The sequence below is a fragment of the Streptomyces sp. NPDC127129 genome, from assembly GCF_042671585.1.
In the GTDB taxonomy this organism is placed as follows: domain Bacteria; phylum Actinomycetota; class Actinomycetes; order Streptomycetales; family Streptomycetaceae; genus Streptomyces.
In genome coordinates, this window is the sequence record NZ_JBHXTV010000017.1 from 154,862 (window position 1) to 178,807 (window position 23,946).

A 23,946-nucleotide genomic window follows, 5' to 3' on the forward strand; every position below is an offset into this window, starting at 1 on the left:
CTCAGATCCCGCAGCTGCTCGCCGACCAGAAACGCGAGGCGCGGGTGTCCACGTGCGCGTGGTCCCCGTGTCCCGGGTAGCCGGGGCCGAGGATCCCGTTGAAGCCGTGGTTGCGCGCCTGCTTGGCCAGCGTGCAGAGCGAGGGCGACCCCGTCAGGTCGATGCCGTCGCCGTACAGATGGCGGCTGTCGGAGGCCCCGCCGACCGCCGAGTTGCAGGCGTACGAGCGGAAGCCGCTGCTCACCGAGATCGGGACGTCGCCCAGCGCGTGCCGCAGCGCCTCCAGCTTCCACATGGCGCGCAGGGCGTTGGACCTGGCGGTGGCCGCGCCGACCGCGCCGCCGGAGAAGTCGCCGTTGCACTTGTTGAGCTCGGCGTAGGTGAAGTGGATCGGGGTGCAGTCCGCGTCCTGGAGGCCGTACAGCTTCGAGAAGGTCGCCGGACCGGCGACACCGTCGGCGGCGAGTCCGTAGGCCTGCTGGAAGCGGGTCACCGCGGCCTTCGTGGCGGGGCCGTAGGAGCCGTCGACGGCGAGCACACCGCCGTAGCCGGGGTAGCCGGCGACGCGGATCTGCAACTGCGTCACGTCCGCCCCCGACATGCCCGAGGACAGGGTGCGGCCCCAGGTGTAGCAGGCGTCGGCGTGGGCGGTACCGGAGGTGGCGACCGTACCCGTGAGGGCGGCGACCACCACCAGGACCGTGGCGAGCAGGGATCTGACCATGCGCCGGACCATGACACCTCCGTGTCGTGGGAAGAAGGCGGGGTCCCGGGGTGCTCCGGGACCTCCGTCGGAACTGTCCGTCATGAACATGACCATGAGGATGGGGTGAGGTGACGAGGCGGTCAACGGTGCGGGGCATCTGCCAGTGGCTCAGGCCACTGGCGGTTCATGCGCGTTCGGGAGTTCCCGGGCCGACCCGCACGTCCACCGGTCCCCCCGCTCGATCGACCTCGCGGGCCCACACGGCGGACAGTCGTACGGAACGGTGCGGCCACGCCGTACCCAGGAGCCGGGTGCGGTGGAGCACCCGGCCGTCCTGAACGACCTCCACCAACGGACGGGTCAGCGGCTCACGGACGCGCACCAGGAACGGCCCCCCGGCCACCCCGCCGACGACACGGTTCGGCGCCACCCACGCCACCGGGTCCTCCGACCTCAACGGCACCGAGGAGACGGGCCAGGGCTCTCCCGACAGATGCCGCAGTACGGCATCGGCCGCACCGCGCCCCTCGGCCGCCGCCGCACCCGCCGGCTCGACGCCGCGCAGCACGTTGCCCGCCGCGAAGACCCCCGCCGACGCGGTGCGGAAGGCACCGTCGACCGCGGGTCCGCGCGTACCGGAGTCCAGCGGCACCCCGCCGGACCGGGCCAGTTCGTGGTCCGGGATCCAGTCGCCGGTGAACACGACGGTGTCGCAGCGGATCGTGCCTGTCCGGCCGTCGGCGTGACGCACCCGGATCCCCGCGAGGCGGCCCCTGCCCAGCAGTTCGGCCACCGTCGTCCCCGTGAGCAGCGGCGGCTGGGCCAGGCCCCCGAACCGCCGGGGGACGTGCGGCTGTTCGGTCACCATCCCCACCACGTCCACCCGGGCCCCGCGAAGCACCCGCACCGCGTGATGGGCCACCGGCTCGGCACCGATCACCACGGCGCGCCGTCCGAGGCGTTCCCGTCGCACTCCGTACAGATGGGTGGACTGCTGGAGCTCGCCGGTCGTCAGCACGCCGGCGGGCCGTGTCCCTGGCACCAGCCGTGCGCTGCGCGGCCGTTCCCGCGCGCCGGTCGCCAGGAGCACCGCCCGCGCCGTGATCCGCTCCAGGCCCGCCGGGGCCGTGACGTCCAGCGTGAGCGGCCCCGCCCAGCCGGTGGCCGAGACGCCCGTACGGAGGGTGGCGCCGGCCCGGACCGCCGCACGGGCCAGCCGGCGGGCGTAACCCGGGCCGTCCAGCGGCCGCCCGAAGTCGGACAGGCCGAAACCGCCGTGGGCGCAGTGACGCGGCACGCCGCCCGCCTCCCGCTCGCGCTCCAGGACCTCGATCCGGTACCGGCCGCCTTCGGCGGAGGCGAGCCGTGCGGCGGCGGCCAGACCCGCGGGCCCCGCACCGATCACGAGCACGTCGACGACCCGGTTCACCGCTCCGGCCACGACGGCCTCGCCTCCTCGAACATCGACCGGACCGCCGCCCCGCAGGAGAATCCCTGGCACCGGCCGCCCCGCGCCCGCGTCCTGCGCCTCAGCCCGTCCAGCGAGTCCGGGGGAACGGTCGAAGCCAGCGCGTCCCGGATCTCGCCCCGGGTCACCCGCTCGCAGTGACAGACGACGGAGCCGAACTCCGGATCACGGGCGATCAGTTCGGCATCACGGTACGGGCGCGGAGACGCCTCGCCGAGGTTCGGCATCCGGACCGGGGCGAGCGGCCGCTCCGGCCCGAGGGCGAGCCCGCTCTCCGCGAGCAGCTCCACCAGGTGCGCGGCGATCGCCAGGGAGGCGGTCAGACCGGTGGACCGGATACCGCCCGCCGTGACGTACCGCAGCCCGGGATGCGCGGCGCACCGGTAGTCGTCGTACTCGGTGGCGGCCCTCAGTCCCGCGTAGACCGCCGTGACCTCCTCGTCGAGGAGCGCGGGCAGGATACGGCGGCCCTGGGCGAGCAAGCCCTCCAGGCCCTCCGCCGTCGACTCGGTGGCCGTGCGGTCGTCGAGGTTCTCGGCCGTCGGACCGAGCAGGACCTTCCCGTGCACCGTCGGCGCGACGAGCACGCCCTTGCCGAGCGCGCCGGGCACCGGCAGCAGGATGTGCCGCAGGAGCGAGCGGGCGAACGCGTCGAAGACGATCAACTGCCCGCGCCGGGGCGTCACCGTGAAGTCCGCCCGGCCGAACAGCGCGTCGAACCGGTCGGCGTAGAGGCCGCAGGCGTTGACCACATAGCGGGCCCGCAGCACTCCGCGCGGCGTGACCAGCCGATGCGGTGTGTCGGTGTCGCGCCCCGGATCGGCCCTCTCCACACGGCAGTTGAGATGCAGGTCGACCCCGGAGCGCACGGCCTGCGTGGCGTACGCGAGCGTCGTCGTCCACGGGCAGACGACCGACTCGTCCGGGACCTCCAGCGCCCCCAGCGCCCCCTGTCCCAGTCGGGCTTCCCGCGCGCGCAGTTCCCCGGGGCCCAGGACGCGCGTGGACCGGTACCCGTTGCGTCCGGCCTTCTCGGCGAGACGGGGGAGCGCGGCCGACTGCTCCTCGTCCCAGGCGACGAGCAGCGCGCCGACCGGCTCGACGGGGATGCCGGTCTCCTGCGCGTAGTCGGCCAGCAGGCGCCGGCCGTCCCGTACCAGCCGCGCCTCCAGCGAACCCGGCACGGCGTCGAAACCGGTGTGCAGAATGGCGGTGTTGGCCTTGGACGTTCCGTCTCCGACGTCGCCGGACGCCTCGACCAGCGCCACCCGCGGAGGCCGGCGGGCCAGCTCGCGCGCGAGCGCGCAGCCGACCACCCCGGCGCCGACCACGACGACGTCGTACGCCGCGCCGGACGCCGAGGTGTCCGGCAGCGCGCCCCTGCGGGTGACGGTCCCGGGACGTGGTTCCGACGTCATGCGGGCGACGACCCCCCGCCGTCGAGGAGCGCCGTCACGGCGGAACGGAACCGCTCCAGACGCCCGGCGGCCTCCGTCCCGGTCACGGCGGGCTCGTAGACGGCGGACGGCTTCCACTCCGGTACGGCGTCGTGGACGGCGAGACCGGGATCGAGCCCGAGCCGTGCGACCGCGCCGGCCCCGAGCGCCGTGGCGTCGGGCAACGCGGAGACCTCGACGGGGAGTTGGAGCAGATCCGCCTGCGTCTGCATCAACAGCGCGGAGCGGGTGAGCCCGCCGTCCACACGCAGCGTGGTCAGCGGCCGGCCCAGGTCGGAGGCGGCCGCGCGGGCCAGCTCCACGACCTGCGCGGCGACCCCCTCGCAGAGCGCCCGCACCAGGTGCCCGGCGGTGGTGTCCAGGCCCAGGCCGTGCAGGGAACCCCGGACGTCGCCCCGCCACCAGGGCGCGGCGAGGCCCGCGAGCGCCGGGACGAAGGTGACACCGCCGCTGTCCGGCACCGTGCCGCCCACCGTGTCGAGGTCTCCTGCTCCCGAGATCACCCCGAGGTCGGTGAGCCAGCGGACGGCGGACGCGGCCGTGTACACCTGGCCGTCCAGGCAGTAGCTCGTCCGGCCCGCGAGCCGCCACGCCACACAGCTGACGAGCCCCGAGTCGCCCCGGAGCGGAGTCGCCCCTGTTTGCGCCAGCAGGAACGCCCCCGTCCCGTAGGTGCACTTGGCCGCACCGGGCGCGGTGACGCTCTGGGCGAGGAGTGCCGCCTGCTGGTCCACGAGGAGCCCGGTCAGCGGGATCGCCGGGCCGAAGGCGGTCGTGGTCCCGACGCGCGTGTCGGCGTCGACCACGCGGGGGAGCCGTTCACCGCCGAGGCCGAAGAGGCCGAGGGCCGGGGCGGACCAGGACACCGTGTCGAGATCGAGCAGACCGGTCCGGCCCGCCGTCGCGGCGTCGGTGACGAACTCGCCCGTGAGCCGGTGGACGAGCCAGGAGTCGCTCGTGGTGACGACGCCCGCTCCGGTGAGACGCCGACGGATCCAGGCCATCTTGGGAGCGGCGAAATACGGGTCGAGCGGCAGTCCGGTCCGTCGCCTCAACTCCTCCGCGTGCGAGGCGAGTTCGGTGCAGATGTCTGCTGCCCTGCGGTCCTGCCACACGATCGCGTCGGTGAGCGGCTCGCCCGTCGCCGGGTCCCACGCGAGGACGGTCTCCCCCTGGTTGGCCAGACCCACGGCCGCGACCGGGGTGTCCGCCTCGGCGAGGGCGGCCCGGCCGGCGGCGACCACGGAGCCGTACAGCTCCGCCGGATCGACCTCGACGAGACCGCCGGGCAGGTAGCGGGGCCGCACGGGCGCGGAGCCGGTCCCGATGACACCCCGCTCGGGGCAGACGACGAGCGCCTTGGTCCCCGACGTTCCCTGGTCGACGGCGAGCACCGGGCCCGTCATCTCGTACTCCCGTCCTCGAAGGGGCAGCTGCCTTGATCGCGGAACCGGCAAGACTGGTGCACGCGCTCACTTCCGTCAAGCCGCTCGCGGCGGCTCCGTCGGCTTCGGCGGAAGAGGTGACGCATGTTCATATTCGGTCCGGGGCCGGATAGTTACGGTCAGATCCGAAAGTGGATCGCTCTCGTCCAACGGACCCTATAGTGATCGCCGATCAATGGCCCGGGATGCCCATCGGGGGACTGACCACCCCCTTCACCCACCGAGGACCCATGTCACCCACCGCACGCCCCGCTCCCTGATGGCCGGACACGGCTTCCGGCCCGTCTACCATCCGGCGGGCCACGACCACGCCCTGCGCCACGCCGTCCAGGACCTGCGGACCGGCCGCTGGGTGTCCACGGCGCGATTACTCGACGAGACGTCCGGCTGGGCCGACTGGACGCGCCGAACCCAGGTGCTCGCCACCGTCGCCGCCGCCGGCGACGTCGTCCGTACCTGGCGGACCGAGCAGCCGGACAGCGTCTCCGCCACCGTGATGTCCACCCGCGTCGCCGTCGAACGGGCGGTACGCGCCCACCGGGGCGGCCACCCCCGTACCCGCGAACTCTGGCAGGAGGCCTGGACCGCCTGCCGCGACGCCTCCGAACGGGCCCCCGCCGACCCCGTCCCCTGGATCTGCCTCCTCGCCCTCGCCGCGCTGGACGACCGGCAGCGCATGGCGGAGCACCGGCTCACGCCGCCCGCCCCCCTCCTCCCGCCAGGCCCCTGGGGGCTCCTCGCCGAGGTCGACAGACGCGACCCGCAGAACCGCGAGGCCCACCACCGGATGCTGCAGTTCCTCTACGCCCGGCACGCGGGCTCGCTCTCCGAGGCCGTCAACTACGCCCAGTGGGCGTCGGCCTCCGCCCCCACGGGATCCGCCCTGCACGCACTGCCGCTCTACGTACGGGTCGAGCGCTACCGACGGGACCGCGGCCACCAGCACGCGCTCGACCTGCACTGGGTCGCCGAGGACGCCCTGCGGGACGCCCAGCGGGCCCTGCACCACTGGTTCCTCTTCTGCGCCACCGACGAGGCCTCCCTCCTCGACCTGAACCACCTGGCGCACGCCCTCTTCGGCGCCCAGAACTTCACCGACGCCGCCCGCGTCTTCGAAGCCCTCGGGCCCTACTACACCGTGCTGCCCTGGGCCTACCGCACCGACCGCCCCGACGACCGCGACCTCGCCACGGACGTCTTCGTGCGCGCCCGCGCCCGCTGTCTCGAACCATGACCGCCGGGGCCACGCCCCCGGCGCCCCGCCCGAGCAGGACCCGCTCGTCCGCGCCCCCCACCCCCTGGAGGTACCGGCATGTCCCGCACCGTCCCCGACGAGACACGCAAACCCCCCGCCGGCCGCCACGACGACGCCGCCCGGCTGAGGGAGCTCGGCTACCAGCCCGTCCTCGCCCGCCGGATGGACGGCTTCGGCAACTTCGCCATCAGCTTCTCCGTCATCTCCATCCTCTCCGGCTGCATGACGCTCTACGGTTTCGGCCTCGGCACCGGTGGGCCCGCGGTGATGATGTGGGGCTGGGCCGGTGTCGGACTCTTCGTGCTCTGCGTCGGACTCGCGCTCGCCGAGGTCACCAGCGCCTACCCGACCTCCGGCGCGCTCTACTACATGGCGGACAGGCTGGGCGGCCGCCGCTGGGGCTGGTACACCGGCTGGCTCAACCTCCTGGGGCTGCTCGGCGCGATCGCCGGCATCGACTACGGAGCCGCCCTGTTCACCGGCGCCTTCCTCAACCTCCAGTGGGGCATCGTGCCCACGGCCGGGTCCACCTTCCTGATCTTCCTCGCGATCCTGCTGCTGCACGCCGTGCTCAACCTCTTCGGCGTACGGCTCGTCAGCGTGCTCAACTCCGTCAGCGTCTGGTGGCACCTCGGCGGCGTGGCGCTGATCGTCGGCGCCCTCGCGTTCGTCCCCGACCGCCACCAGTCGGTCGAGTTCGTCTTCACCGAGTTCGTCAACGACACCGGCTGGGCCAACCCGTTCTACGTCGCGGCCGTCGGCCTGCTCCTCGCCCAGTACACCTTCTCCGGCTACGACGCCTCCGCCCATCTCTCCGAGGAGACCTCCAACGCCTCGGTCAGCGCCGCCAAGGGCATCGTGCGGGCCATCTGGGTCTCCTGGATCGCCGGATTCGCCCTGCTCGCCGGACTGACCTTCGCGATCCAGGACTACGCGGGCACCCAGAACAGCGCCACGGGCGTCCCGCCCGCCCAGATCCTGCTCGACGCGCTCGGTTCGGGCGGCGCCGCCGCGCTGCTGCTCGTGGTGATCGTGGCCCAGCTCTTCTGCGGCAACGCCGAGGTGGCCGCAGCCAGCCGCATGGTCTTCGCCTTCAGCCGCGACAACGCCCTGCCGGGGTCGACGCTCTGGCGCAAGGTCAGCCACCGTACGCAGACTCCGGTTCCGGCGGTCTGGCTCGCGGTCGGCGTCGCCGCGCTCCTCGCCGTGCCGTCGCTGTACTCCGCCACCGCCTACGGTGCCGTGACCGCGATCAACGTCATCGGCATCACCCCCGCCTACGCGATCCCGATCTACCTGCGCCTGCGCGCGGGCAAGCGGTTCGTCCCGGGGCCCTGGAACCTGGGGCGCTGGAGTCGTCCGATCGGCTGGATCGCCGTGATCTGGGTGGCCGGCGTCACGGTGCTCTTCTGCCTGCCGCAGAAGTCACCGGTGACGATCGACTCGATGAACTACGCGGTCATCGCCCTGGCCGTCGTCCTCGTGCTGTCCAGCGTGTGGTGGTACGTGGCGCGGCGCTCGTACGGCACGCCGTCGGCGTACGGAACGGCCCGCGAGGAGGCGGACATCGCGGAGGGGATCGTCTGACGGATCACGGATCACGGATCACGGATCACGGATCGCGGATCACCGATGAACTGATCCTGGGTATCGGACATTGGATATCGGGCATCGGATATTGGATCCAGTGCGGTGGATCCCGTCCCCGTCCCCGCCCTATCCGCTGAACTCGTACGTCCAGGAGACCCCCTGCGCCGCACAGTCGATGTCCGTGATCTCCAGCGCGTGCCCGTGCTGGTCGCACACCACCCGGTGCACGGCCAGCCGGGGCGCGCCGCCCCCGACCCCCGCCATGGCGGCGGGCGGCACGGCGATGGACTCCCGTCGCGTGAGCCGGAGTCCGGCCTGGTGCATCCAGTGGTAGAGCAGGCGCAGGTCCGGCTGGAGGGTGGAGGAGCCCCGGGTCCGCCGGTACTTCGCGAGCTGGGGGATCTCGGCGAGGGCGGCCCGGGAGAACCAGGACACCGACCGCTGCACCGGGTTCCCGCCGGGGGAGAGGACGACGTGCCGGTGGACGAGGGTCGGTTCGCCGGGTACGAGCCCGAGCCGTCCCACCAGTCCGGCCGGCGGCGCCTCCCACATCAGTGAGGCGCGCACCAGGGCGTCGGCGGCGTCGGCCCCACCGGGGAACAGCTGCCGGCGGATGGTCAGAGCCGGTACGCGCGGCTCGTGTTCGGTGCCCGCGGCGAACGTGCCGCGCCGGTCGGTGACGACGAGCCGCTCCTCGCGCAGCAGATGGAGCGCGCTGCGGACCGTCTGCCGGTTGACGTGGTAGCGGTGTGCGAGGGACCGCTCGGACGGGAGCCGCGTTCCCGGTGCGATGTGCCGGTCGGCGAGGTCGCCCCGCAGGGCTGCGGCGACCTTCAGGTAGAGCGGGACCGCCGCATCCTGCTCGGGTTCGGTCTCGGTCATGTTCCAACCCCTCTCTATTGCTCAGCGTGACAGTCTGATTCGCGGGGGTGATCAATTCCTATCATTGGTCTAAACCATTAAGGAAGAGGGGGCGAAGGGTGTGGCCGAATCCGGAACCGCCCCGAGGTGCGCGCGGACCGCTCTGACCTTGTAATGAGTCACAACCCCCAGTGGCTGCGGAAGAGGCGGGTGAGGCCGGATGACGACACCGGCGGCACGGGCCGAGAAGGGCAAGACGGCCCGCAAGAACGTGGCGCGGTCCTCGCACGGCCGCTGGATACCCTCGTCGCAGCGCCCTGACCCGCTGACCGTCCTGGAGCGGCAGGCCGTCGACCGGGTGCCCGAACTGGTCCCGATCCGGTACGGCAGGATGGCCGTCTCGCCGTTCGCGTTCCTGCGCGGCGCCGCGGCCGTCATGGCCGCCGACCTCGGCGCGCAACCCCACACCGGTCTCACGGTGCAGCTCTGCGGCGACGCCCATCTCCTCAACTTCGGCGTCTTCGCGTCACCCGAACGGGCGCTTCTGTTCGACGTCAACGACTTCGACGAGACGCTGCCGGGTCCCTTCGAGTGGGACGTGAAGAGGCTCGCCGCCAGCGTCGCCGTCGCCTCCCTCCAGAACGGCACCACCAAGGCCAAGGCCCACCGCGCGGCCCTGGTCGCCACCGAGGCGTACCGCATCGCCATGCGCCGTCTCTCCGGCCTCGGTGAGCTCGCCGTCTGGTACGAGCGGATCGACGTCGACGACCTCGCGCCGCTGGTCCGCAGGGACCGGCGCGCCATGCTCGCGGACCGCCTCGCCCACGCCCGCCGCCGCACCAGCCTCCAGGCGTTCGGCAAGCTCACCGCCCCGGACGCGAGCGGAGTCCGGCGCATCGTCGAGGACCCGCCACTGCTCGAGCGGACCGTCGGCCTCGACCGCGTCAGCCTCGGCAAGATCTTCAGCGACTACCGCAGCTCCCTCTCTGAGGAGCGCCGCATGCTCCTGGACCGGTTCCACTTCGTCGACGCCGCCCGGAAGGTCGTCGGCGTCGGCAGCGTCGGTACCCGCTGCTTCATCCTGCTGCTCGAAGGGCGGGACGACGGCGATCCGTTGATGCTCCAGATCAAGGAGGCGGGCCGGTCGGTCCTGGAGCCGTACCTGTCGTCCAGCATGTACGCGCACCAGGGCGAGCGGGTCGTCCGCGGCCAGCGCCTCACGCAGGCCGCGAGCGACATCTTCCTCGGCTGGATGACAGGGCCGGAGAAACGACACTTCTACTGGCGTCAGTTGCGCGACATGAAGGGCTCGGCCGAGGTGGAGACCATGACCCCCTCCATGCTCCGCGCGTACGCCGGCCTCTGCGGCCGTGCTCTGGCCCGCGCGCACGCCCGCTCGGGCGACCGCATCGCGATCGCCTCCTACCTCGGCTCCTCGGACGTGTTCGACCGCGCCGTCGCCGACTTCGCGATGCGGTACGCGAACCAGAACGCCGACGACTACGCGGCCCTGAGCGCGGCGATCGCCGCGGGCGTGATCACGGCGGCGCCGGGCGTGTGAACGACCGGCCCCGCGCCGCCGTCACACGTCCGCTGCCGTCACACGTCCTGCTCTCCGCGCCGCATGGGCGGTTCGGCCGGCGTCCGCGGCACCGGGCCGAAGAGCACGGCCCGGGCCACGGGCGGGGCGAAGAGCGAGGTCATCGGAGCGGTGAGCGTCAGGACCGAGCGGAAGGCGGCCCCGACGACCGGATCCCCGCCGTACCGCTGCTGCAGTCGCCGCATGTACCAGCCCACCGGCCTGTCCATCGCGCGCGACCCGGTCGCGTTGCCCGTGGCGCCCGGCATGTTCCGGTCCGCGCCGGCCGAGATGTCCCAGGCCTGCTTCGAGGAGTCGAGCACCGCCTTCTGGACCGCGCGGGTGGTCGGCGTCGTACGGAGGTCGGCCAGCGCCCGGCGCAGGGCGACCGCGTTCAGCGCGGCGACGGTCATGCCCTGTCCGTAGATCGGGTTGAAGGCGCACAGCGCGTCGCCGGTGGCGAGGAAGCCCGCCGGCCGGCGGCCCGGACGGTCGTACCGGCGGCGGATGTTGGCCGTCTGCCGGAAGCCGTGCACCGACGACTCGGGCGTGGCCTTGGCCATCCACTCGCTCAGGACGGGGTGCGGGAGCTTCGTGGCGAAGGCCTCGAACCCCGCGTCGTCGGTGGGCGGCCGGTCGTCCCTGAGCCCGGACAGGGTGACCAGATGGAGTCCGTCCCCGATGGGCAGCACGACACCGCCGTAGACCTGCTCGGGGTTGGGGACGACGTTGAAGCCCGCCGCGTCCGTCCCCGGGTCGGCCGCGCCGCGGTACATCCGGGTCGCGTACGCGAGACCGGTGTCGATCGTCTCCTCGTGCGGGGCCTCCGCGCCGATCGCCGCGAGCCAGTCCGGGGCGTGCGTGCCGCGGCCCGAGGCGTCGACGACCAGATCGGCCTTCAGGGTGCGGCTCTCCCGCGTGTTCCCCGCCCCCCGCTCACGGAGCAGTACGCCCCGCACCCGCGACGCGTCACCGATCAGCCCGATCGTCTCGGTGCCCTGGACCGTCTCGATACGGGGGTCGGCCAGCACCCGGCGCCGCACCAGCCACTCCAACTGGGCCCGGGGCCCGGTGTAGAGATGGGTGGTGGCCGGCAGGCGGCTGAACCAGCGCCCGTTCTGCCACTGGATCATGTCCTCGGGCATCCCCACCCGGGGGGCGCCGAGCTCGCGCAGCTCACCCGTGAGACCGGGGAGCAGGTCGTCGAGGGCCTGTTGCCCCGCGTCGAGCAGTACGTGCACGTGCCGGGACTGCGGGACGCCCGGGCGGGCGTCCGGCCCCTCCGGGAAGCGGTCGCGCTCGACGACCGTGACCCTCTCGGCGTGTTCACTGAGTACGCGTGCCGCCAGCAGGCCCGCGAGACTTCCCCCGATGACCACCGCGTGACGTGTCACGCGGCGCCCCAACTCGTCGGTCATCCCCGCCCTTTCCCCGTAGTCGATCGGTCTACGAGGTCCCAGTATCCACGCTCTCCCTGGGGGTATCGCGCGCGCCGAGGCGAAGATGCTCGATGTGGAAGACGGCCTCGTCGAGGAGTTGGGCGACGTGGTTGTCGTAGAGGCTGTACTCGATCCGCCGGCCCTGCCGGACGCCGGTCACCAGGCCGAGGGCGCGCAGCAGGCGCAGTTGGTGGGAGACGGCGGACTGCTCCATCTCGACGGCGGAGGCCAGTTCCGTCACTCCGCACGGTCCCTGCCGCAACTTGGTGAGGATCATCAGCCGCGAGGGCGTCGCGAGGGCCTGGAGCGTGGCGGCGATCGTGGCCGCGGACTCCGCGTCCAGGTGGGTTGCCGGGGTCGTCCCGCCGTTCGCTCCGTGTCCCATGCGCTCATCGTAGCCGCGGAGATAAACTCATGAATGAAGACCTCTTCATGTATTCCGCTATGGTGGTGGCCGCCGGCTCCCCGACGGCCCCGCCGTCCCCGACCGAAGAGGTGTCCACCCATGGCTTCACCGGTGCTCGACGCCCGGACCGCGGCGCCCGCCGACAAGGCCCCGCCCTCCTCCCGCCGCACCCGCGTCCGGGACGTGCCGGAGGTGCGCTGGGCAGCGCTGTCGGCCCTCGCCTTCCTGCTCGCCCTCCCGCTCGACCTGGCCGGCGCACCCGCCTGGGCCTGGGGCCCGCTCTACGCGGTCTGCTACGCCGCCGGGGGCTGGGAGCCCGGCCGGGAGGGCATCGCGGCGCTGCGCGAGAAGTCCCTCGACGTCGACCTGCTCATGGTGGTCGCGGCCCTCGGCGCCGCCGCCATCGGCCAGTACCTCGACGGCGGTCTGCTCATCGTCATCTTCGCCGTCTCCGGCGCCCTGGAGGCGCTCGCCACCCGCCGTACCGCCGACTCCGTCCGCGGACTCCTGGACCTCGCCCCCGCCCGCGCGGTACGCCTCACGGGCGGCGGCGCCGAGGAGCCGGTGGACGTCGCCGACCTTCGGATCGGCGACACCGTCCTCGTACGGCCGGGGGAGCGGCTGCCCGCCGACGGCACGGTGCTCGACGGCGCGAGCGACGTCGACCAGGCCACCATCACCGGCGAGTCCCTGCCCGCGGCCAAGGCCCCCGGGGCCGAGGTCTACGCGGGAACCCTCAACGGCACGGGCGCCCTGCGCGTACGGGTGGACAAGGACGCGGGCGACTCCGTCATCGCCCGGATCGTCGCGCTCGTCGAGGAGGCCAGCGCCACCAAGGCGCCCACCCAGCTCTTCATCGAGAAGATCGAACAGCGCTACTCGGTGGGCGTGGTCGTCGCCACCCTCGCGCTCTTCGCGATCCCCCTCGCGCTCGGCGGCGATGTCACCACCGTGCTGCTCCGCGCCATGACCTTCATGATCGTGGCCTCGCCCTGCGCGGTCGTCCTCGCCACCATGCCCCCGCTGCTCTCCGCGATCGCCACCGCCGGCCGCCACGGTGTCCTCGTCAAGTCCGCCGTGGTCATGGAGCGGCTGGGCACCGTCGACCGGGTCGCGCTCGACAAGACCGGCACCCTCACCGAGGGCGCGCCGCGCGTCACCGGCGTCGACGGCGACCCGGAGGCGCTCGCCCTCGCCGCAGCCGCCGAACTCCCCAGCGAACACCCGCTGGGACGCGCCGTGGTGGCCGCGGCACGCGCGCGTGGCCTGCGCGTCCCCGAGGCGAGCGACTTCACCTCGGTGCCGGGCGACGGCGTGCGGGCCACGGTCGAGGGACGGGAGGTGCGGGTGCGCAGGGCCGGGGGTGCGCACACCGACACGGCCGTCGAGGTGGTCGTCGACGGCACCCGTGTCGCCGTCCTCACCCTCGCCGACCGGCTCCGGGACGGCGCTCCCGAGGCCGTCGCCGCCCTCACCCGCCTCACCGGCGCCCCGGTCACCCTGCTGACCGGCGACAACGCGGGCGCCGCCGCCCGGGTCGCGGAGCGGACCGGCATCACCGACGTACGGGCCGGGCTCCTGCCCGAGGACAAGGTCGCGGTTGTACGGGAGTGGGAGCGGGCGGGCGCCCGGGTCCTGGTGGTGGGCGACGGCGTCAACGACGCCCCCGCCCTGGCCGCCGCCCACAGCGGCGTCGCGATGGGCCGGTCCGGCTCCGACCTGGCCCTGGAGACCGCCGACGCCGTCGTCGTGCGCGACGAACTGGCCACGGTCCCCGCGGTCGTGGCCCTCTCGCGACGCGCCCGCAGGCTCGTGATCCAGAACCTGGTGATCGCGGGCACCTGCATCGGGGCCCTGGTGATCTGGGACCTCGCGGGCCACCTCCCGCTCCCCCTCGGCGTGGCCGGCCACGAGGGCTCCACGGTCCTGGTGGGCCTCAACGGTCTGCGCCTGCTCCGCGACGCCGCCTGGCGGAAGGCGGCGGCCGGGGCGTAGGCGACCGCCTTCCCGGCAGCCCTCCGCGGGCTCAGCGGCCCCTCCGCGGGCTCAGCGGTCCAGCTCGGCCAGCGCCTGTGTCAGCCACTCCACCCAGAAGCGCTCCAGGTCGATCCCGCCCCGCAGGACGAGATGGCGCAGCCGGTCCGGCTCGTTCTCGCGGCGCGTGGGCGGGAAGTCCCGTACCTCGATCGCCAGATACTCGTCCAACTGACGCTGGTGCAGGTCGAGATGGCGGCGCAGCTCCTCCCGCATGCCGGGTGCGCCGACGACCGCCGCCGCCCGCATCCGCAGCAGGAGGGCGGAGCGCATCGGCTTGGGGTCCTCGCTGCGGGCGACCCACTCGGCCAGCTCGGTGCGCCCCGCGGGCAGTACCTCGTACTCCTTCTTCTGCCCCCGCGCCGGCACCGGAGCGGGCAGGGCACGGATGTGCCCCGCCTGCTCCAGCTTGCCCAGCTCGCGATAGATCTGCTGGTGCGTGGCCGACCAGAAGTAGCCGATCGACCGGTCGAAGCGGCGCGTCAGTTCGAGACCCGAGGACGGCTTCTCGAGCAGCGCCGTGAGGATCGCGTGCGGGAGGGACATGCACGCATCCTAGATTCGGCGCACCGGGGCGGTCACAGCCCGGCCGCGAGGCGCGTGCCCTGGTCGATGGCGCGCTTGGCGTCCAGCTCCGCCGCGACGTCGGCGCCGCCGATGAGGTGCGCCGTGCGGCCCGCCGCGATCAGCTCCTCGTACAGACCGCGGCGTGGCTCCTGGCCGGTGCAGAGCACGACCGTGTCGACGGGGACCGTCTGCGGCTCGCCGTCGACGGTGATGTGCAGGCCGTCGTCGTCGATCCGCTCGTAGGTGGCGCCGGCGACCATGGTGACCCCGCGGTGCTTCATCTCGGCGCGGTGGATCCAGCCCGTGGTTTTGCCGAGGCCGGCGCCGACCTTGGTGGTCTTGCGCTGGAGCAGGTGCACCTGGCGCGGCGGCCGCGGCCGCTCCGGCGCGCGCAGACCGCCGCGCGTCTCGTACGAGGTGTCCACGCCCCACTGCCGGAAGTACGTCTCGGCGTCCTGGCTCGCGCCCTCGCCGCCGTCGGTCAGGAACTCCGCGACGTCGAAGCCGATGCCGCCCGCGCCGACGATCGCGACCCGCTCGCCCACCGGCGCGCCGTCGCGCAGGACGTCCAGGTAACTGACGACGCTCGGGTGGTCGACGCCCTCGATCTCGGGGGTGCGGGGGGTGACTCCGGTGGCGACGACGACCTCGTCGTAGCCGTCCAGGTCGCCGGCCGCGACCGGGGTGTTCAGCCGGACCTCGACGCCACGCTCGACGAGCTGGGTGCGGAAGTAGCGCAGCGTCTCGTCGAACTCCTCCTTGCCCGGCACCCGCTTGGCGATGTTCAGCTGGCCGCCGATCTCGCTCGCCGCGTCGAACAGGGTGACGGAGTGGCCGCGTTCGGCGGCCGAGACGGAGAAGGCGAGTCCGGCCGGGCCCGCGCCGACGACCGCGATCCGCTTGGTGAGACGGGTGGGGGAGAGGACCAGTTCGGTCTCGTGGCAGGCACGCGGGTTCACCAGGCAGGAGGTGATCTTCAGGCTGAAGGTGTGGTCCAGGCAGGCCTGGTTGCAGCCGATGCAGGTGTTGATGGTGTCGGCGCGGTCGGCGGCGGCCTTGGCGACGAAGTCGGGGTCGGCCAGGAAGGGGCGGGCCATCGAGACGATGTCGGCGCGGCCCTCGGCGAGGATCTGCTCGGCGACCTCGGGGGTGTTGATGCGGTTGCTGGTGACGAGGGGGATGCTCACCGAGCCCATCAGCTTCTTGGTGACCCAGGTGTACGCGCCGCGCGGCACGGAGGTGGCGATGGTGGGGATCCGGGCCTCGTGCCAGCCGATGCCGGTGTTGATGATGGTCGCGCCGGCGGCCTCGATCTCCTGGGCGAGGGCGACGACCTCCTCCAGCGTCGAACCGCCCGGGACCAGGTCCAGCATCGAGAGGCGGTAGACGACGATGAAGTCCTCGCCGACCCGCTCGCGGATCCGGCGGACGATCTCCAGCGGGAAGCGGACGCGGTTCTCGTAGCTGCCGCCCCAGCGGTCGGTGCGGTGGTTGGTGGCGGCCGCGATGAACTCGTTGATGAGGTAGCCCTCGGAGCCCATGACCTCGACACCGTCGTACCCGGCGGCCCGGGCCAGCTCGGCGCAGCGGGCGTAGTCCTCGACGGTCTGCTCGACCTCGGCGTCGGTGAGCTCGTTGGGTACGAAGGGGCTGATCGGCGCCTGGATCGCGCTGGGCGCGACGAGCGCGGGGTGGTAGGCGTACCGGCCGAAGTGGAGGATCTGCATCGCGATCCGCCCGCCCTCGGCGTGCACGGCGTCGGTGATGAGCTTGTGCTCGGCCACCTCCTCCTCGGTGCTCAGCTTGGCGCCGCCGTCCCAGGGGCGACCGGCCTCGTTGGGCGCGATGCCGCCGGTCACGATGAGCCCGACCCCGCCGCGGGCGCGCTCCGCGTAGAAGGCGGCCATGCGCTCGAAACCGTTCTCGGTCTCTTCGAGGCCGACGTGCATGGAACCCATGAGCACCCGGTTGGGCAGGGTGGTGAACCCGAGGTCGAGCGGGCTCAGCAGGTGCGGGTACGGGGTCGAGGTCATGGGGGGCGCCTCCTCGCGCAGTGTCGTCCTCACTGTTGTAGACGAGCCGAGGGAACTTGTGCAACAAGTTGCATAAGGGTGGGGGAGTGATCTGCGCGACGTTGCGACGCGCCACGGCCCCCGGCGGGCTTCCGCCGGGGGCCGTGGGACGGCGTGCCGCGCGAGGCGGCCGGGGTGCGTCAGGGGGTCGCCCTGCTCGACGCTCCCCGGGGTGCGGCGAGCCAGCCGTCCAGGTCCTCCGCGGTGCGCGGGCCCTCCGCGTCCGGGGCGAGCAGACCGTTCGCGCGCAGCAGCCGGGTCACGGCCATGCCCCAGGGGCGGCGCAGCCGGGCCTCGGCGAGCAGCCCGTCGTCGGCGAGCAGGTCCTCGACGGGGCCCGTCCGCAGCCCCGACGGCGCCAGGACGGCGGCCTCGTCCGCCCAGCGCAGCGCCAGATCGACGTCGTGGGTCGCCATCACGACCGTCGTACCCGAGTCCCGCAGCCGGCCGAGCACCTCCAGGAGCCGCTCCTGCCCGTGCGGGTCGAGCCCCGCCGTCGGTTCGTCCATGATGAGGACCCGCGGGCGCATCGCCACGGCGCCCGCGATCGCCGCCCGCTTGCGCTGTCCGTACGAGAGCAGATGGGTGGGCCGGTCCTCCAGCGCGACGATGTCCAGCGCCTCCAGCGCCTCGCGGACCCGGAGCCGTACCTCCTCCTCCGGCAGCCCCAGGTTCATCGGGCCGAACGAGACGTCCTGCCCGACCGACGCGGCGAAGAGCTGGTCGTCGGGGTCCTGCACGACCAGCTGCACCGTCGTACGCAGCCGGGTCAGCCCCTTCCGGTCGTACGAGACGTCCTCGCCGTCCAGCCGGAGCGCGCCGCTCCCGCAGCGCAGGCCCCCGCTCAGCAGCCTCAGCATCGTCGTCTTGCCGCCGCCGTTGCGGCCGAGGAGGGCCATCGCCCGGCCTTCCGGCACGGCGAGGTCGATGCCGTCGAGGACGACGGGCCCGTCCTCGTACGCGAACGTGGCCTTCACCAGTTCCAAGACAGGTGGTGCAGGACTCACGGCAGGGACCTTTCCAGTACGAGGGTGAGGGCGACGAGACCGGCGAGCAGGCCGGCCGTCGACGCCAGGAAGCGGCCCGAGACCGCGGCCTCGGGCACCAGGACCCGCAGCGTCCCGTCGTACCCCCGGCCGGCCAGGCCCGTCTGCAGGCGCTGTGCCCGGTCGAAGGCGCGGACGAAGGCCGTGGCGCCGAGCCCGGCGAGGGAACGCCAGGCCGCCGCCCGCGTGGTCAGCCCGAGGCGGGCCGCCTGCGCCTGCCGGATCTTGGATATCGCATCCAGAAGAAGAAAGCTGATCCGGTACATCACCAGCGCCACGTCCACCACGGGCGCCGGCACCCCGGCCCGCACCAGCCGGGGCAGGACGTCCGAGACGGGCGTCGTGAAGGCGAACAGCAGCACGCCCAGCGACGCCGACGAGGTCCGCAGCAGCAACTCGCCCGCGTGCACGGGCCCGTCGTGCGCGAGCGCCACCAGGCCCCGGTCCCCGCCCACCTCGAAGAGCAGCGGGACCGCGCCCGTCACACAGAAGCCCAGCGGGATGCGGAAGGCGCGCCACAGCTGACGCCCCGGCACCCCGGCCGGTCCGAGAAGGACCGCCAGGGTGGCCGCCGCGACCAGTACGGCACCCGGCCACGGCGGCAGGCACACCGCGCAGAGCGTCAGGCCGAAGCCGAGCGCCGCTTTCTCGCACGGGTGACGGCGGCGCCAGCGACTGCTGTGCGCCGCTGCGTCGATCGGCAGCACCGGCGGCTACTCGTCGCCGGACGTGGCCGCGGAGCCGGCCGTGGACGTGGCCGCGGAGGCGGGGGCCGGCGCGGGCGCCGGCACGGACCGCGACGACGTGGCGGCCGCGCGGGCCTCGCCCTGCCTGCGGCCCCTGTGCAGGCCGAAGTAGTAGGCGAGCACCCCGGCACCGAGGGCCGCCTGAAGGGAGAAGAGCGCCGACTCGATCTCACCGGACGGAGGCTCGTAGAGCGGGGAGAACCACGGCTCGTAGTCGGGATCGATCTCCGTGATCGCCGTCTCCGCCTCGGCGTCGGCGCCGGTGAACGGCTCCTCCTTGTGGTCGCCGAGCCCCAGGAGCAGCGGGAGGACGGCCAGTGCCCCGACGACGAGCAGCAACAGTGTGTTGATCTTCGCGTTCCGGCTCATCAGGCGCTCGCCTCCGCGTTCTCGTTCTTCTTCCGGGACGGGAGCAGAACCCCGAGGCGGGTCAGGTCCGCCTTGCTGGACTGTGTGAGCAGCCGCATGACGAGCACCGTCAGCAGGCCCTCGCTCACGGCGAGCGGCAGCTGCGTGACGGCGAAGATGGAGCCGAACTTGGCCAGCGCGCCGAGCACGCCGCTGCCCGGGTCCGGGAACGCCAGCGCGAGCTGGACGCTGGTCACGCAGTACGTCGACAGGTCGGCGACGAACGCCCCGAAGAACACGCTCACCATGAGCGGGACGTCGAAGCGGCGCAGCAGCCAGTACGTACCGAAACCGGCCCACGGCCCGACGATCGCCATCGAGAAGACGTTGGCGCCGAGCGTGGTGAGCCCGCCGTGGGCGAGCAGCAGCGCCTGGAACAGCAGGGTGATCGTGCCCAGGACCGCCATCACCGGCGGCCGGAACAGGATCGCGCCGAGACCCGTACCGGTCGGGTGCGAGCAACTGCCCGTCACCGAAGGGATCTTGAGCGCGGACAGAACGAAGGTGAACGCACCGGACGCACCGAGCAACAGGGTGGACTCGGGATTGGCCTTGACCTCACGGGTCAGCGCGCGGACACCGTGGACGACGAAGGGGGCGGACGCGACGCCCCAGGCGGCCGCGTGCACAGGGGGCAGATACCCCTCGGCTATATGCATGGTTGGGAGACCCTCTCCAGCACCTCGTGGATGGACAACGCACCCTGGCCGGTCTCCTGGCTGACGGGTCATGCCGCCGCGGCTCCGCCTTCCCACACCCCCGCGGTCTCCCGCGGCGGTCCAGTGGCTTCCCCGGAGGGATGGAGCCGGACTTCCCGATCACAGTGGCGAGGGCCGCACCGGTACCGCACCGGTTTCCCGTACACCAAGGCGCTGTGACATTAGTGGGTTGACCAGCTACATCACAACACGGGAGGCGCCGCGGACGGTGTGTGACGGATCTCCCGCACGCCCCACGCACCCCTGTCGCCCCCGCGCACGCCTCCCGCGCCCCCGTCTCACTCCTTCCGGTACGTGTACGCCTCAGAGGCCGCCGCCACCACCGCGTCCAGGTCCCCTCCGGCGCTCGCCGTGACGAGCGCGGCGACGGCACCCTCGACGAAGGGGGCGTCCACGAGCCGTGAGCCCTCGGGCAGCTCGTCTTCCTCGGCGAGCAGCGCCTTGACGGTCAGGACGGCGCTGCCGAGGTCGACGAGGAGGGCCACTCCGGCGCCCCCGTCGACCGCCTTCGCCGCCTCGGCGATCCGCTCGGAACTCGTGCCGAGACCCCCGTCCGGAGTGCCTCCGGCGGCGGCGACGGGAGCGGTCGCACCGCCGCCCGCGAGCCCCTGGGCCAGGGCGGCGACGGAGTCGGCCACGGCCGCGCTGTGCGAGACGAGCACGATGCCCACCGTGCCCTGCCGGCCGGTCATGCGGCGGCCACCTCCGCGAGGGCGGCGATCAGCAGGGCCGACGAGGTGGCCCCGGGATCCTGATGCCCGATGGAGCGTTCGCCCAGATAGCTCGCCCTGCCCTTGCGCGCCTGGAGTGGTACGGTCGCGAGCGCGCCGCGCCCGGCCGCGTCCCGGGCCGCGGCGAAGGAGCCGCCGAGCGCCTCGGCCGCGGGAGTGAGCGCGTCCAGCATGGTCTTGTCCCCGACCTGGGCACCGCCGAGCTGCGCGACGGCGGCGACACCGGCGGCCAGGGCCGTGGCCAGCTCCTCCCGCGTCACCGAAGCGCCCTCCCCGAGCGCCTTGCCGGTCCGTCGCAGCAGCGTCCCGTACAGCGGACCCGACGCACCCCCGACCGTGGAGATCAACTGCCGCCCCGCGGCTACGAGTACGGCCCCCGGAGTCTCGGGCGGATCCTTCTCCAGGGCGTCCGTCACGGCGGCGAACCCCCGCTTCAGATTGGCGCCGTGGTCCGCGTCGCCGATCGCCGAGTCGAGCTCGGTGAGATGCTCCGCCTCACGGTCGACGACCGCCGCGGCCCTGGTCAGCCAGCGACGGAAGAACGCGGCGTCGAACTCGTCCACCTCGGTCATCCCCGCTCACCGGCCCCAGCGCAGCGCCGGCGTCTGCACGGGCGCGTCCCAGAACCGGAGCAGCTCCTCGTCGGCCTGGCAGAGCGTCACCGAGCAGCCGGCCATGTCGAGCGAGGTCACGTAGTTGCCGACCAGCGTGCGGGCGACGGGCACCCCGCGCTCGGCCAGCACGCGCTGCACCTCGGCGTTGAATCCGTACAGTTCGAGCAGCGGCGTGGCGCCCATCCCGTTCACGAGGGCCAGGACGGGACCGGACGGCCGCAGATCCTCGAGCACGGCGTCGACGGCGACGTCCGCGATCTCGCCCGAGGTCATCATGGGCCGTCGCTCCCGTCCCGGTTCCCCATGGATGCCGATACCCAACTCAAGCTCACCTGCGGGTAGTTCGAAGGTGGGGCTGCCCTTGGCGGGCGTGGTGCAGGCGCTCAGCGCCACGCCGAAACTCCGCGACCGCTCGTTCACCCGGCGCGCGACCGCCTCCACCCGCTCCAGCGGCGCACCCTCCTCGGCGGCGGCCCCGGCGATCTTCTCCACGAAGAGGGTCGCCCCCGTCCCGCGCCGGCCGGCGGTGTACAGACTGTCCGTCACCGCCACGTCGTCGTCGACGAGCACCTTCGCGATCTGGATGCCCTCGTCCTCGGCGAGTTCGGCGGCCATCTCGAAGTTGAGTACGTCACCGGTGTAGTTCTTGACGACGAACAGCACCCCGGCCCCGCTGTCGACCGCGGCGGCGGCACGCACCATCTGGTCGGGGACGGGCGAGGTGAACACCTCTCCGGGGCAGGCGGCCGCCAGCATCCCGGGCCCGACGAAGCCCCCGTGCAGGGGTTCGTGCCCGGACCCGCCGCCGGACACCAGCCCCACCTTCCCGGCGACGGGCGCGTCACGCCGCAGGACGACGCGGTTCTCGACGTCGACGGTGAGTTCGGGATGCGCGGCGGCCATCCCGCGCAGCGCATCGGCGACGACGGTCTCCGGAACGTTGATCAGCATCCGCATGGGTACCTCCTGAAGAGATGGACGGCCGATCCGCTGAGCCTGCTCCGTTCCGGTCGCGCCCACACGCTCGACTCGTCAACTCCACCCTCGGGCCCGGCCGGACGGACGTTTCCGCCGGGTGCGGCCCCGGGCGGCGGGGCCGCTCGCCGGGCGCCGCCGGCACCGCGCTACGGCGCGGGCAGCACCTGCCAAGGGTAGGCTGGGGTGCGACGGCCCCCCGTGAACGCCACGGCGAACGCAGTGTGTCCGGAGGGAAGGAAGAGCGTGCGGGCCGATCCTCTACCTCGTCGGGTGGGCCTGGTCCCCCGGCGGGCGGCGCTTTCGGTCGAGCTGTTCCGCGTCCGTTCGGACCGCAGTTCGACGATCGCCAGAGCCGTGATGCCGGCCAAGCTTCCGTAGGGCGCCGCCCTCCCGGCATGCCCGGTTCCCTCGCCGCCCGTGCTCAATTGAGCGGTCAGTGTGACAGATGAGCGAGTTGTGCTTAGGTCGGCCCCGACGGGGCAGTCGCACTGGCAGGCCCGGGCAGGGCCGCCGGTCAGGGCGATCAACCGGCCCGACGATCGTCGATCTCGCACAGGAGGCGCAGTGGTCGTCCGGATGGGTGTCGAAGAAGAGTTCCATGTGATCGATGTCGAGAGCGGCGCACTGACACCTCGGGCCGCCCCTGTCCTCGGACGGTTGTCCCGGCACAGGGGTGACTTCACGCAGGAGCTGCACCAGTCGGTCGTCGAGTCGAACAGCGGGGTGCACGCGGTTCTCGACGAGCTCCACGCGGACCTGTCCGCCTCGCGACGGCGGCTGAACGCGGCCGCCGCCTCCCAGGGGCTGGCGATCATGGCGGCGGGCGCGGCCCCCATCGCACGACTCGGAGCCGTACACCCGACCGACGACCCGCGCTACCTGGCGATGGCGGACGAATACCGCCGGGTGGCCGACGAGCAGCTGATCTGCGGCGCCCAGGTGCATGTCGACGTCCCCGACAGAGACACCGCCGTACGGGCCCTCTGCGCCCTGAGCCCGTGGCTCCCGCCTCTTCTGGCCCTCTCCGCGAGCTCTCCCTACTGGCTCGGGACCGACACGGGCTACGCGAGTTGGCGCACCATGCTCTGGCAGCGCTGGCCCACGTCCGGACCGGCCGGATGCTTCACCGGCGCCGCGGAGTACGACGCCGCCGTGAGCGAGCTGGTCGACTCCGGCGTCATCAGCGACCCCGGGATGATCTACTACGACGTCCGCCCCTCCGCGCATCTGCAGACGCTCGAACTGCGGATCTGCGACTCCTGCCCGCGCGTCGAGACGGTCGTGCTGGTCGCGGCCCTGTTCCGGGCACTGGTCACCGACGCCTGCGCACACGCCGAGGCCGCCGGGGACGCCGTCTGCGGCGACCGGCACGAATGGCTGCGCACGGCGACGTGGCGGGCCGCCCGCTCCGGCCTCGAAGGCGATCTGATCGACCCCGTCACACGCCGGCCGGCGCCGGCTCCCGTCGTCGTACGCGCCATGCTGCGCCGACTGCGCCCGACCCTGGAGGCGTACGGGGACTGGGAAGCCGCTCACCGCCTGGTGGAGGAGGCCCTGGCCCGCGGCAGCGCCGCCCACCGCCTTCGCCGGGCGGCGGCCGACGACGACCTGCTCGCGGCCGTGGACCTGTTCCTGGCCGAGACCCGCGGCGAGGACTGGAGCCGTCGCAGGCGGCCGGGCCCGCGACGCGTGGCGGCCCGCTCCCGAGCGGGGGGCATGCCGGCCAGGGTCTTCTGGAGGTGACTCACCGGCGCCACCGACCCACGCGGCACGTCGGCCGTCGATGCCGCTTGCCGCGAGCCGCCGACCCTCCGTCGAGCGGCAC

The 23,946-nt window shown here is 73.1% G+C and carries 21 protein-coding genes and 1 riboswitch; of the genes, 5 read left to right on the forward strand and 16 right to left on the reverse strand.

Annotated elements, in window-relative coordinates; translation table 11 throughout:
- Position 1: 1 nt before the first annotated feature.
- From ACFVGW_RS29335 to ACFVGW_RS29350, 4 genes are all read right to left on the reverse strand, one after another.
- Positions 2 to 736, reverse strand: a complete 735-nt coding sequence (locus ACFVGW_RS29335) for a D-Ala-D-Ala carboxypeptidase family metallohydrolase (RefSeq protein ID WP_385854090.1) — start codon at positions 734 to 736, stop codon at positions 2 to 4.
- A gap of 154 nt (positions 737 to 890) precedes the next feature.
- Positions 891 to 2,147, reverse strand: a complete 1,257-nt coding sequence (locus tag ACFVGW_RS29340) for an FAD-dependent oxidoreductase (protein WP_385854063.1) — start codon at positions 2,145 to 2,147, stop codon at positions 891 to 893.
- Positions 2,132 to 3,592 (reverse strand): FAD-dependent oxidoreductase, encoded by a 1,461-nt coding sequence (locus ACFVGW_RS29345; RefSeq protein ID WP_385854064.1) that lies wholly within the window; start codon positions 3,590 to 3,592, stop codon positions 2,132 to 2,134. Before ACFVGW_RS29345 ends, ACFVGW_RS29340 begins: the two co-directional genes overlap by 16 nt.
- Entirely contained in the window at positions 3,589 to 5,037 is a 1,449-nt protein-coding gene (locus ACFVGW_RS29350) for an FGGY family carbohydrate kinase (protein WP_385854065.1), read from the reverse strand. The genes ACFVGW_RS29345 and ACFVGW_RS29350 overlap by 4 nt, the downstream gene beginning before the upstream one ends.
- Positions 5,038 to 5,335: 298 nt before the next feature.
- On the opposite strand from ACFVGW_RS29350, the gene ACFVGW_RS29355 reads away from it, so the two are divergent.
- Together ACFVGW_RS29355 and ACFVGW_RS29360 are read left to right on the forward strand one after the other, a co-directional pair.
- A complete protein-coding gene (locus tag ACFVGW_RS29355; RefSeq protein ID WP_383224989.1) occupies positions 5,336 to 6,310 on the forward strand; it encodes a hypothetical protein in 975 nt (324 codons plus the stop codon).
- A 78-nt stretch (positions 6,311 to 6,388) separates the two neighbouring features.
- Positions 6,389 to 7,918, forward strand: a complete 1,530-nt coding sequence (locus ACFVGW_RS29360) for an amino acid permease (protein WP_385854066.1) — start codon at positions 6,389 to 6,391, stop codon at positions 7,916 to 7,918.
- Positions 7,919 to 8,047: 129 nt separating this feature from the next.
- Here ACFVGW_RS29360 and ACFVGW_RS29365 read toward each other — a convergent pair whose 3' ends face one another.
- Positions 8,048 to 8,803, reverse strand: a complete 756-nt coding sequence (locus tag ACFVGW_RS29365; RefSeq protein WP_385854067.1) for a GntR family transcriptional regulator — start codon at positions 8,801 to 8,803, stop codon at positions 8,048 to 8,050.
- A 199-nt stretch (positions 8,804 to 9,002) separates the two neighbouring features.
- On the opposite strand from ACFVGW_RS29365, the gene ACFVGW_RS29370 reads away from it, so the two are divergent.
- A complete protein-coding gene (locus ACFVGW_RS29370; RefSeq protein ID WP_383224984.1) occupies positions 9,003 to 10,343 on the forward strand; it encodes a DUF2252 domain-containing protein in 1,341 nt (446 codons plus the stop codon).
- 38 nt (positions 10,344 to 10,381) lie between these two features.
- Here the strand turns inward: ACFVGW_RS29370 and ACFVGW_RS29375 are convergent, their stop codons facing one another.
- Positions 10,382 to 11,779 (reverse strand): FAD-dependent oxidoreductase, encoded by a 1,398-nt coding sequence (locus ACFVGW_RS29375; protein WP_385854068.1) that lies wholly within the window; start codon positions 11,777 to 11,779, stop codon positions 10,382 to 10,384.
- Between the two features lie 28 nt (positions 11,780 to 11,807).
- A complete protein-coding gene (locus tag ACFVGW_RS29380) occupies positions 11,808 to 12,185 on the reverse strand; it encodes a metalloregulator ArsR/SmtB family transcription factor (protein ID WP_352190258.1) in 378 nt (125 codons plus the stop codon).
- A 120-nt stretch (positions 12,186 to 12,305) separates the two neighbouring features.
- On the opposite strand from ACFVGW_RS29380, the gene ACFVGW_RS29385 reads away from it, so the two are divergent.
- The gene (locus ACFVGW_RS29385; RefSeq protein ID WP_385854069.1) at positions 12,306 to 14,201 is read left to right on the forward strand and encodes a heavy metal translocating P-type ATPase; all 1,896 of its coding nucleotides are present in this window, start codon (positions 12,306 to 12,308) and stop codon (positions 14,199 to 14,201) included.
- Positions 14,202 to 14,252: 51 nt separating this feature from the next.
- Here ACFVGW_RS29385 and ACFVGW_RS29390 read toward each other — a convergent pair whose 3' ends face one another.
- The 9 genes from ACFVGW_RS29390 to dhaK form a co-directional block, all read right to left on the reverse strand.
- On the reverse strand, positions 14,253 to 14,786 hold the full coding sequence (locus ACFVGW_RS29390; RefSeq protein WP_385854070.1) for a PadR family transcriptional regulator: 534 nt from the start codon (positions 14,784 to 14,786) through the stop codon (positions 14,253 to 14,255).
- 32 nt (positions 14,787 to 14,818) lie between these two features.
- A complete protein-coding gene (locus ACFVGW_RS29395; protein WP_385854071.1) occupies positions 14,819 to 16,840 on the reverse strand; it encodes an FAD-dependent oxidoreductase in 2,022 nt (673 codons plus the stop codon).
- Positions 16,841 to 17,019: 179 nt separating this feature from the next.
- Entirely contained in the window at positions 17,020 to 17,886 is an 867-nt protein-coding gene (locus ACFVGW_RS29400) for an energy-coupling factor ABC transporter ATP-binding protein (RefSeq protein ID WP_385854072.1), read from the reverse strand.
- Complete coding sequence (cbiQ, locus tag ACFVGW_RS29405) at positions 17,883 to 18,632, reverse strand: cobalt ECF transporter T component CbiQ (protein WP_385854073.1); 750 nt, start codon at positions 18,630 to 18,632, stop codon at positions 17,883 to 17,885. The genes ACFVGW_RS29400 and cbiQ overlap by 4 nt, the downstream gene beginning before the upstream one ends.
- 6 nt (positions 18,633 to 18,638) lie before the next feature.
- Positions 18,639 to 19,040, reverse strand: a complete 402-nt coding sequence (locus ACFVGW_RS29410; protein WP_385854074.1) for an energy-coupling factor ABC transporter substrate-binding protein — start codon at positions 19,038 to 19,040, stop codon at positions 18,639 to 18,641.
- Positions 19,040 to 19,738, reverse strand: coding sequence for an energy-coupling factor ABC transporter permease (locus tag ACFVGW_RS29415; protein WP_352190251.1), 699 nt, complete (start codon positions 19,736 to 19,738; stop codon positions 19,040 to 19,042). The genes ACFVGW_RS29410 and ACFVGW_RS29415 overlap by 1 nt, the downstream gene beginning before the upstream one ends.
- Before the next feature lie 28 nt (positions 19,739 to 19,766).
- Positions 19,767 to 19,991, reverse strand: a riboswitch (cobalamin riboswitch).
- Between the two features lie 85 nt (positions 19,992 to 20,076).
- A complete protein-coding gene (locus ACFVGW_RS29420; RefSeq protein ID WP_385854075.1) occupies positions 20,077 to 20,490 on the reverse strand; it encodes a PTS-dependent dihydroxyacetone kinase phosphotransferase subunit DhaM in 414 nt (137 codons plus the stop codon).
- Positions 20,487 to 21,101 (reverse strand): dihydroxyacetone kinase subunit DhaL, encoded by a 615-nt coding sequence (dhaL, locus tag ACFVGW_RS29425; protein WP_385854076.1) that lies wholly within the window; start codon positions 21,099 to 21,101, stop codon positions 20,487 to 20,489. The genes ACFVGW_RS29420 and dhaL overlap by 4 nt, the downstream gene beginning before the upstream one ends.
- 6 nt (positions 21,102 to 21,107) lie before the next feature.
- Entirely contained in the window at positions 21,108 to 22,100 is a 993-nt protein-coding gene (dhaK, locus tag ACFVGW_RS29430; RefSeq protein ID WP_383295373.1) for a dihydroxyacetone kinase subunit DhaK, read from the reverse strand.
- Between the two features lie 585 nt (positions 22,101 to 22,685).
- On the opposite strand from dhaK, the gene ACFVGW_RS29435 reads away from it, so the two are divergent.
- Positions 22,686 to 23,864, forward strand: a complete 1,179-nt coding sequence (locus ACFVGW_RS29435) for a glutamate--cysteine ligase (protein WP_385854077.1) — start codon at positions 22,686 to 22,688, stop codon at positions 23,862 to 23,864.
- Positions 23,865 to 23,946: the final 82 nt, after the last annotated feature.

Bases quoted from the DNA above. Each gene is read 5' to 3' on its own strand.
- ACFVGW_RS29360 (WP_385854066.1), top strand. From the start codon at position 6,389: ATGTCCCGCACCGTCCCCGACGAGACACGCAAACCCCCCGCCGGCCGC.
- ACFVGW_RS29420 (WP_385854075.1), bottom strand. From the start codon at position 20,490: ATGACCGGCCGGCAGGGCACGGTGGGCATCGTGCTCGTCTCGCACAGC.
- ACFVGW_RS29395 (WP_385854071.1), bottom strand. From the start codon at position 16,840: ATGACCTCGACCCCGTACCCGCACCTGCTGAGCCCGCTCGACCTCGGG.
- ACFVGW_RS29390 (WP_385854070.1), bottom strand. From the start codon at position 14,786: ATGTCCCTCCCGCACGCGATCCTCACGGCGCTGCTCGAGAAGCCGTCC.
- ACFVGW_RS29335 (WP_385854090.1), bottom strand. From the start codon at position 736: ATGGTCCGGCGCATGGTCAGATCCCTGCTCGCCACGGTCCTGGTGGTG.
- dhaK (WP_383295373.1), bottom strand. From the start codon at position 22,100: ATGCGGATGCTGATCAACGTTCCGGAGACCGTCGTCGCCGATGCGCTG.
- ACFVGW_RS29365 (WP_385854067.1), bottom strand. From the start codon at position 8,803: ATGACCGAGACCGAACCCGAGCAGGATGCGGCGGTCCCGCTCTACCTG.
- ACFVGW_RS29345 (WP_385854064.1), bottom strand. From the start codon at position 3,592: ATGACGTCGGAACCACGTCCCGGGACCGTCACCCGCAGGGGCGCGCTG.
- ACFVGW_RS29370 (WP_383224984.1), top strand. From the start codon at position 9,003: ATGACGACACCGGCGGCACGGGCCGAGAAGGGCAAGACGGCCCGCAAG.
- ACFVGW_RS29350 (WP_385854065.1), bottom strand. From the start codon at position 5,037: ATGACGGGCCCGGTGCTCGCCGTCGACCAGGGAACGTCGGGGACCAAG.
- ACFVGW_RS29355 (WP_383224989.1), top strand. From the start codon at position 5,336: ATGGCCGGACACGGCTTCCGGCCCGTCTACCATCCGGCGGGCCACGAC.
- ACFVGW_RS29380 (WP_352190258.1), bottom strand. From the start codon at position 12,185: ATGGGACACGGAGCGAACGGCGGGACGACCCCGGCAACCCACCTGGAC.
- ACFVGW_RS29410 (WP_385854074.1), bottom strand. From the start codon at position 19,040: ATGAGCCGGAACGCGAAGATCAACACACTGTTGCTGCTCGTCGTCGGG.
- dhaL (WP_385854076.1), bottom strand. From the start codon at position 21,101: ATGACCGAGGTGGACGAGTTCGACGCCGCGTTCTTCCGTCGCTGGCTG.
- ACFVGW_RS29375 (WP_385854068.1), bottom strand. From the start codon at position 11,779: ATGACCGACGAGTTGGGGCGCCGCGTGACACGTCACGCGGTGGTCATC.
- ACFVGW_RS29415 (WP_352190251.1), bottom strand. From the start codon at position 19,738: ATGCATATAGCCGAGGGGTATCTGCCCCCTGTGCACGCGGCCGCCTGG.
- ACFVGW_RS29385 (WP_385854069.1), top strand. From the start codon at position 12,306: ATGGCTTCACCGGTGCTCGACGCCCGGACCGCGGCGCCCGCCGACAAG.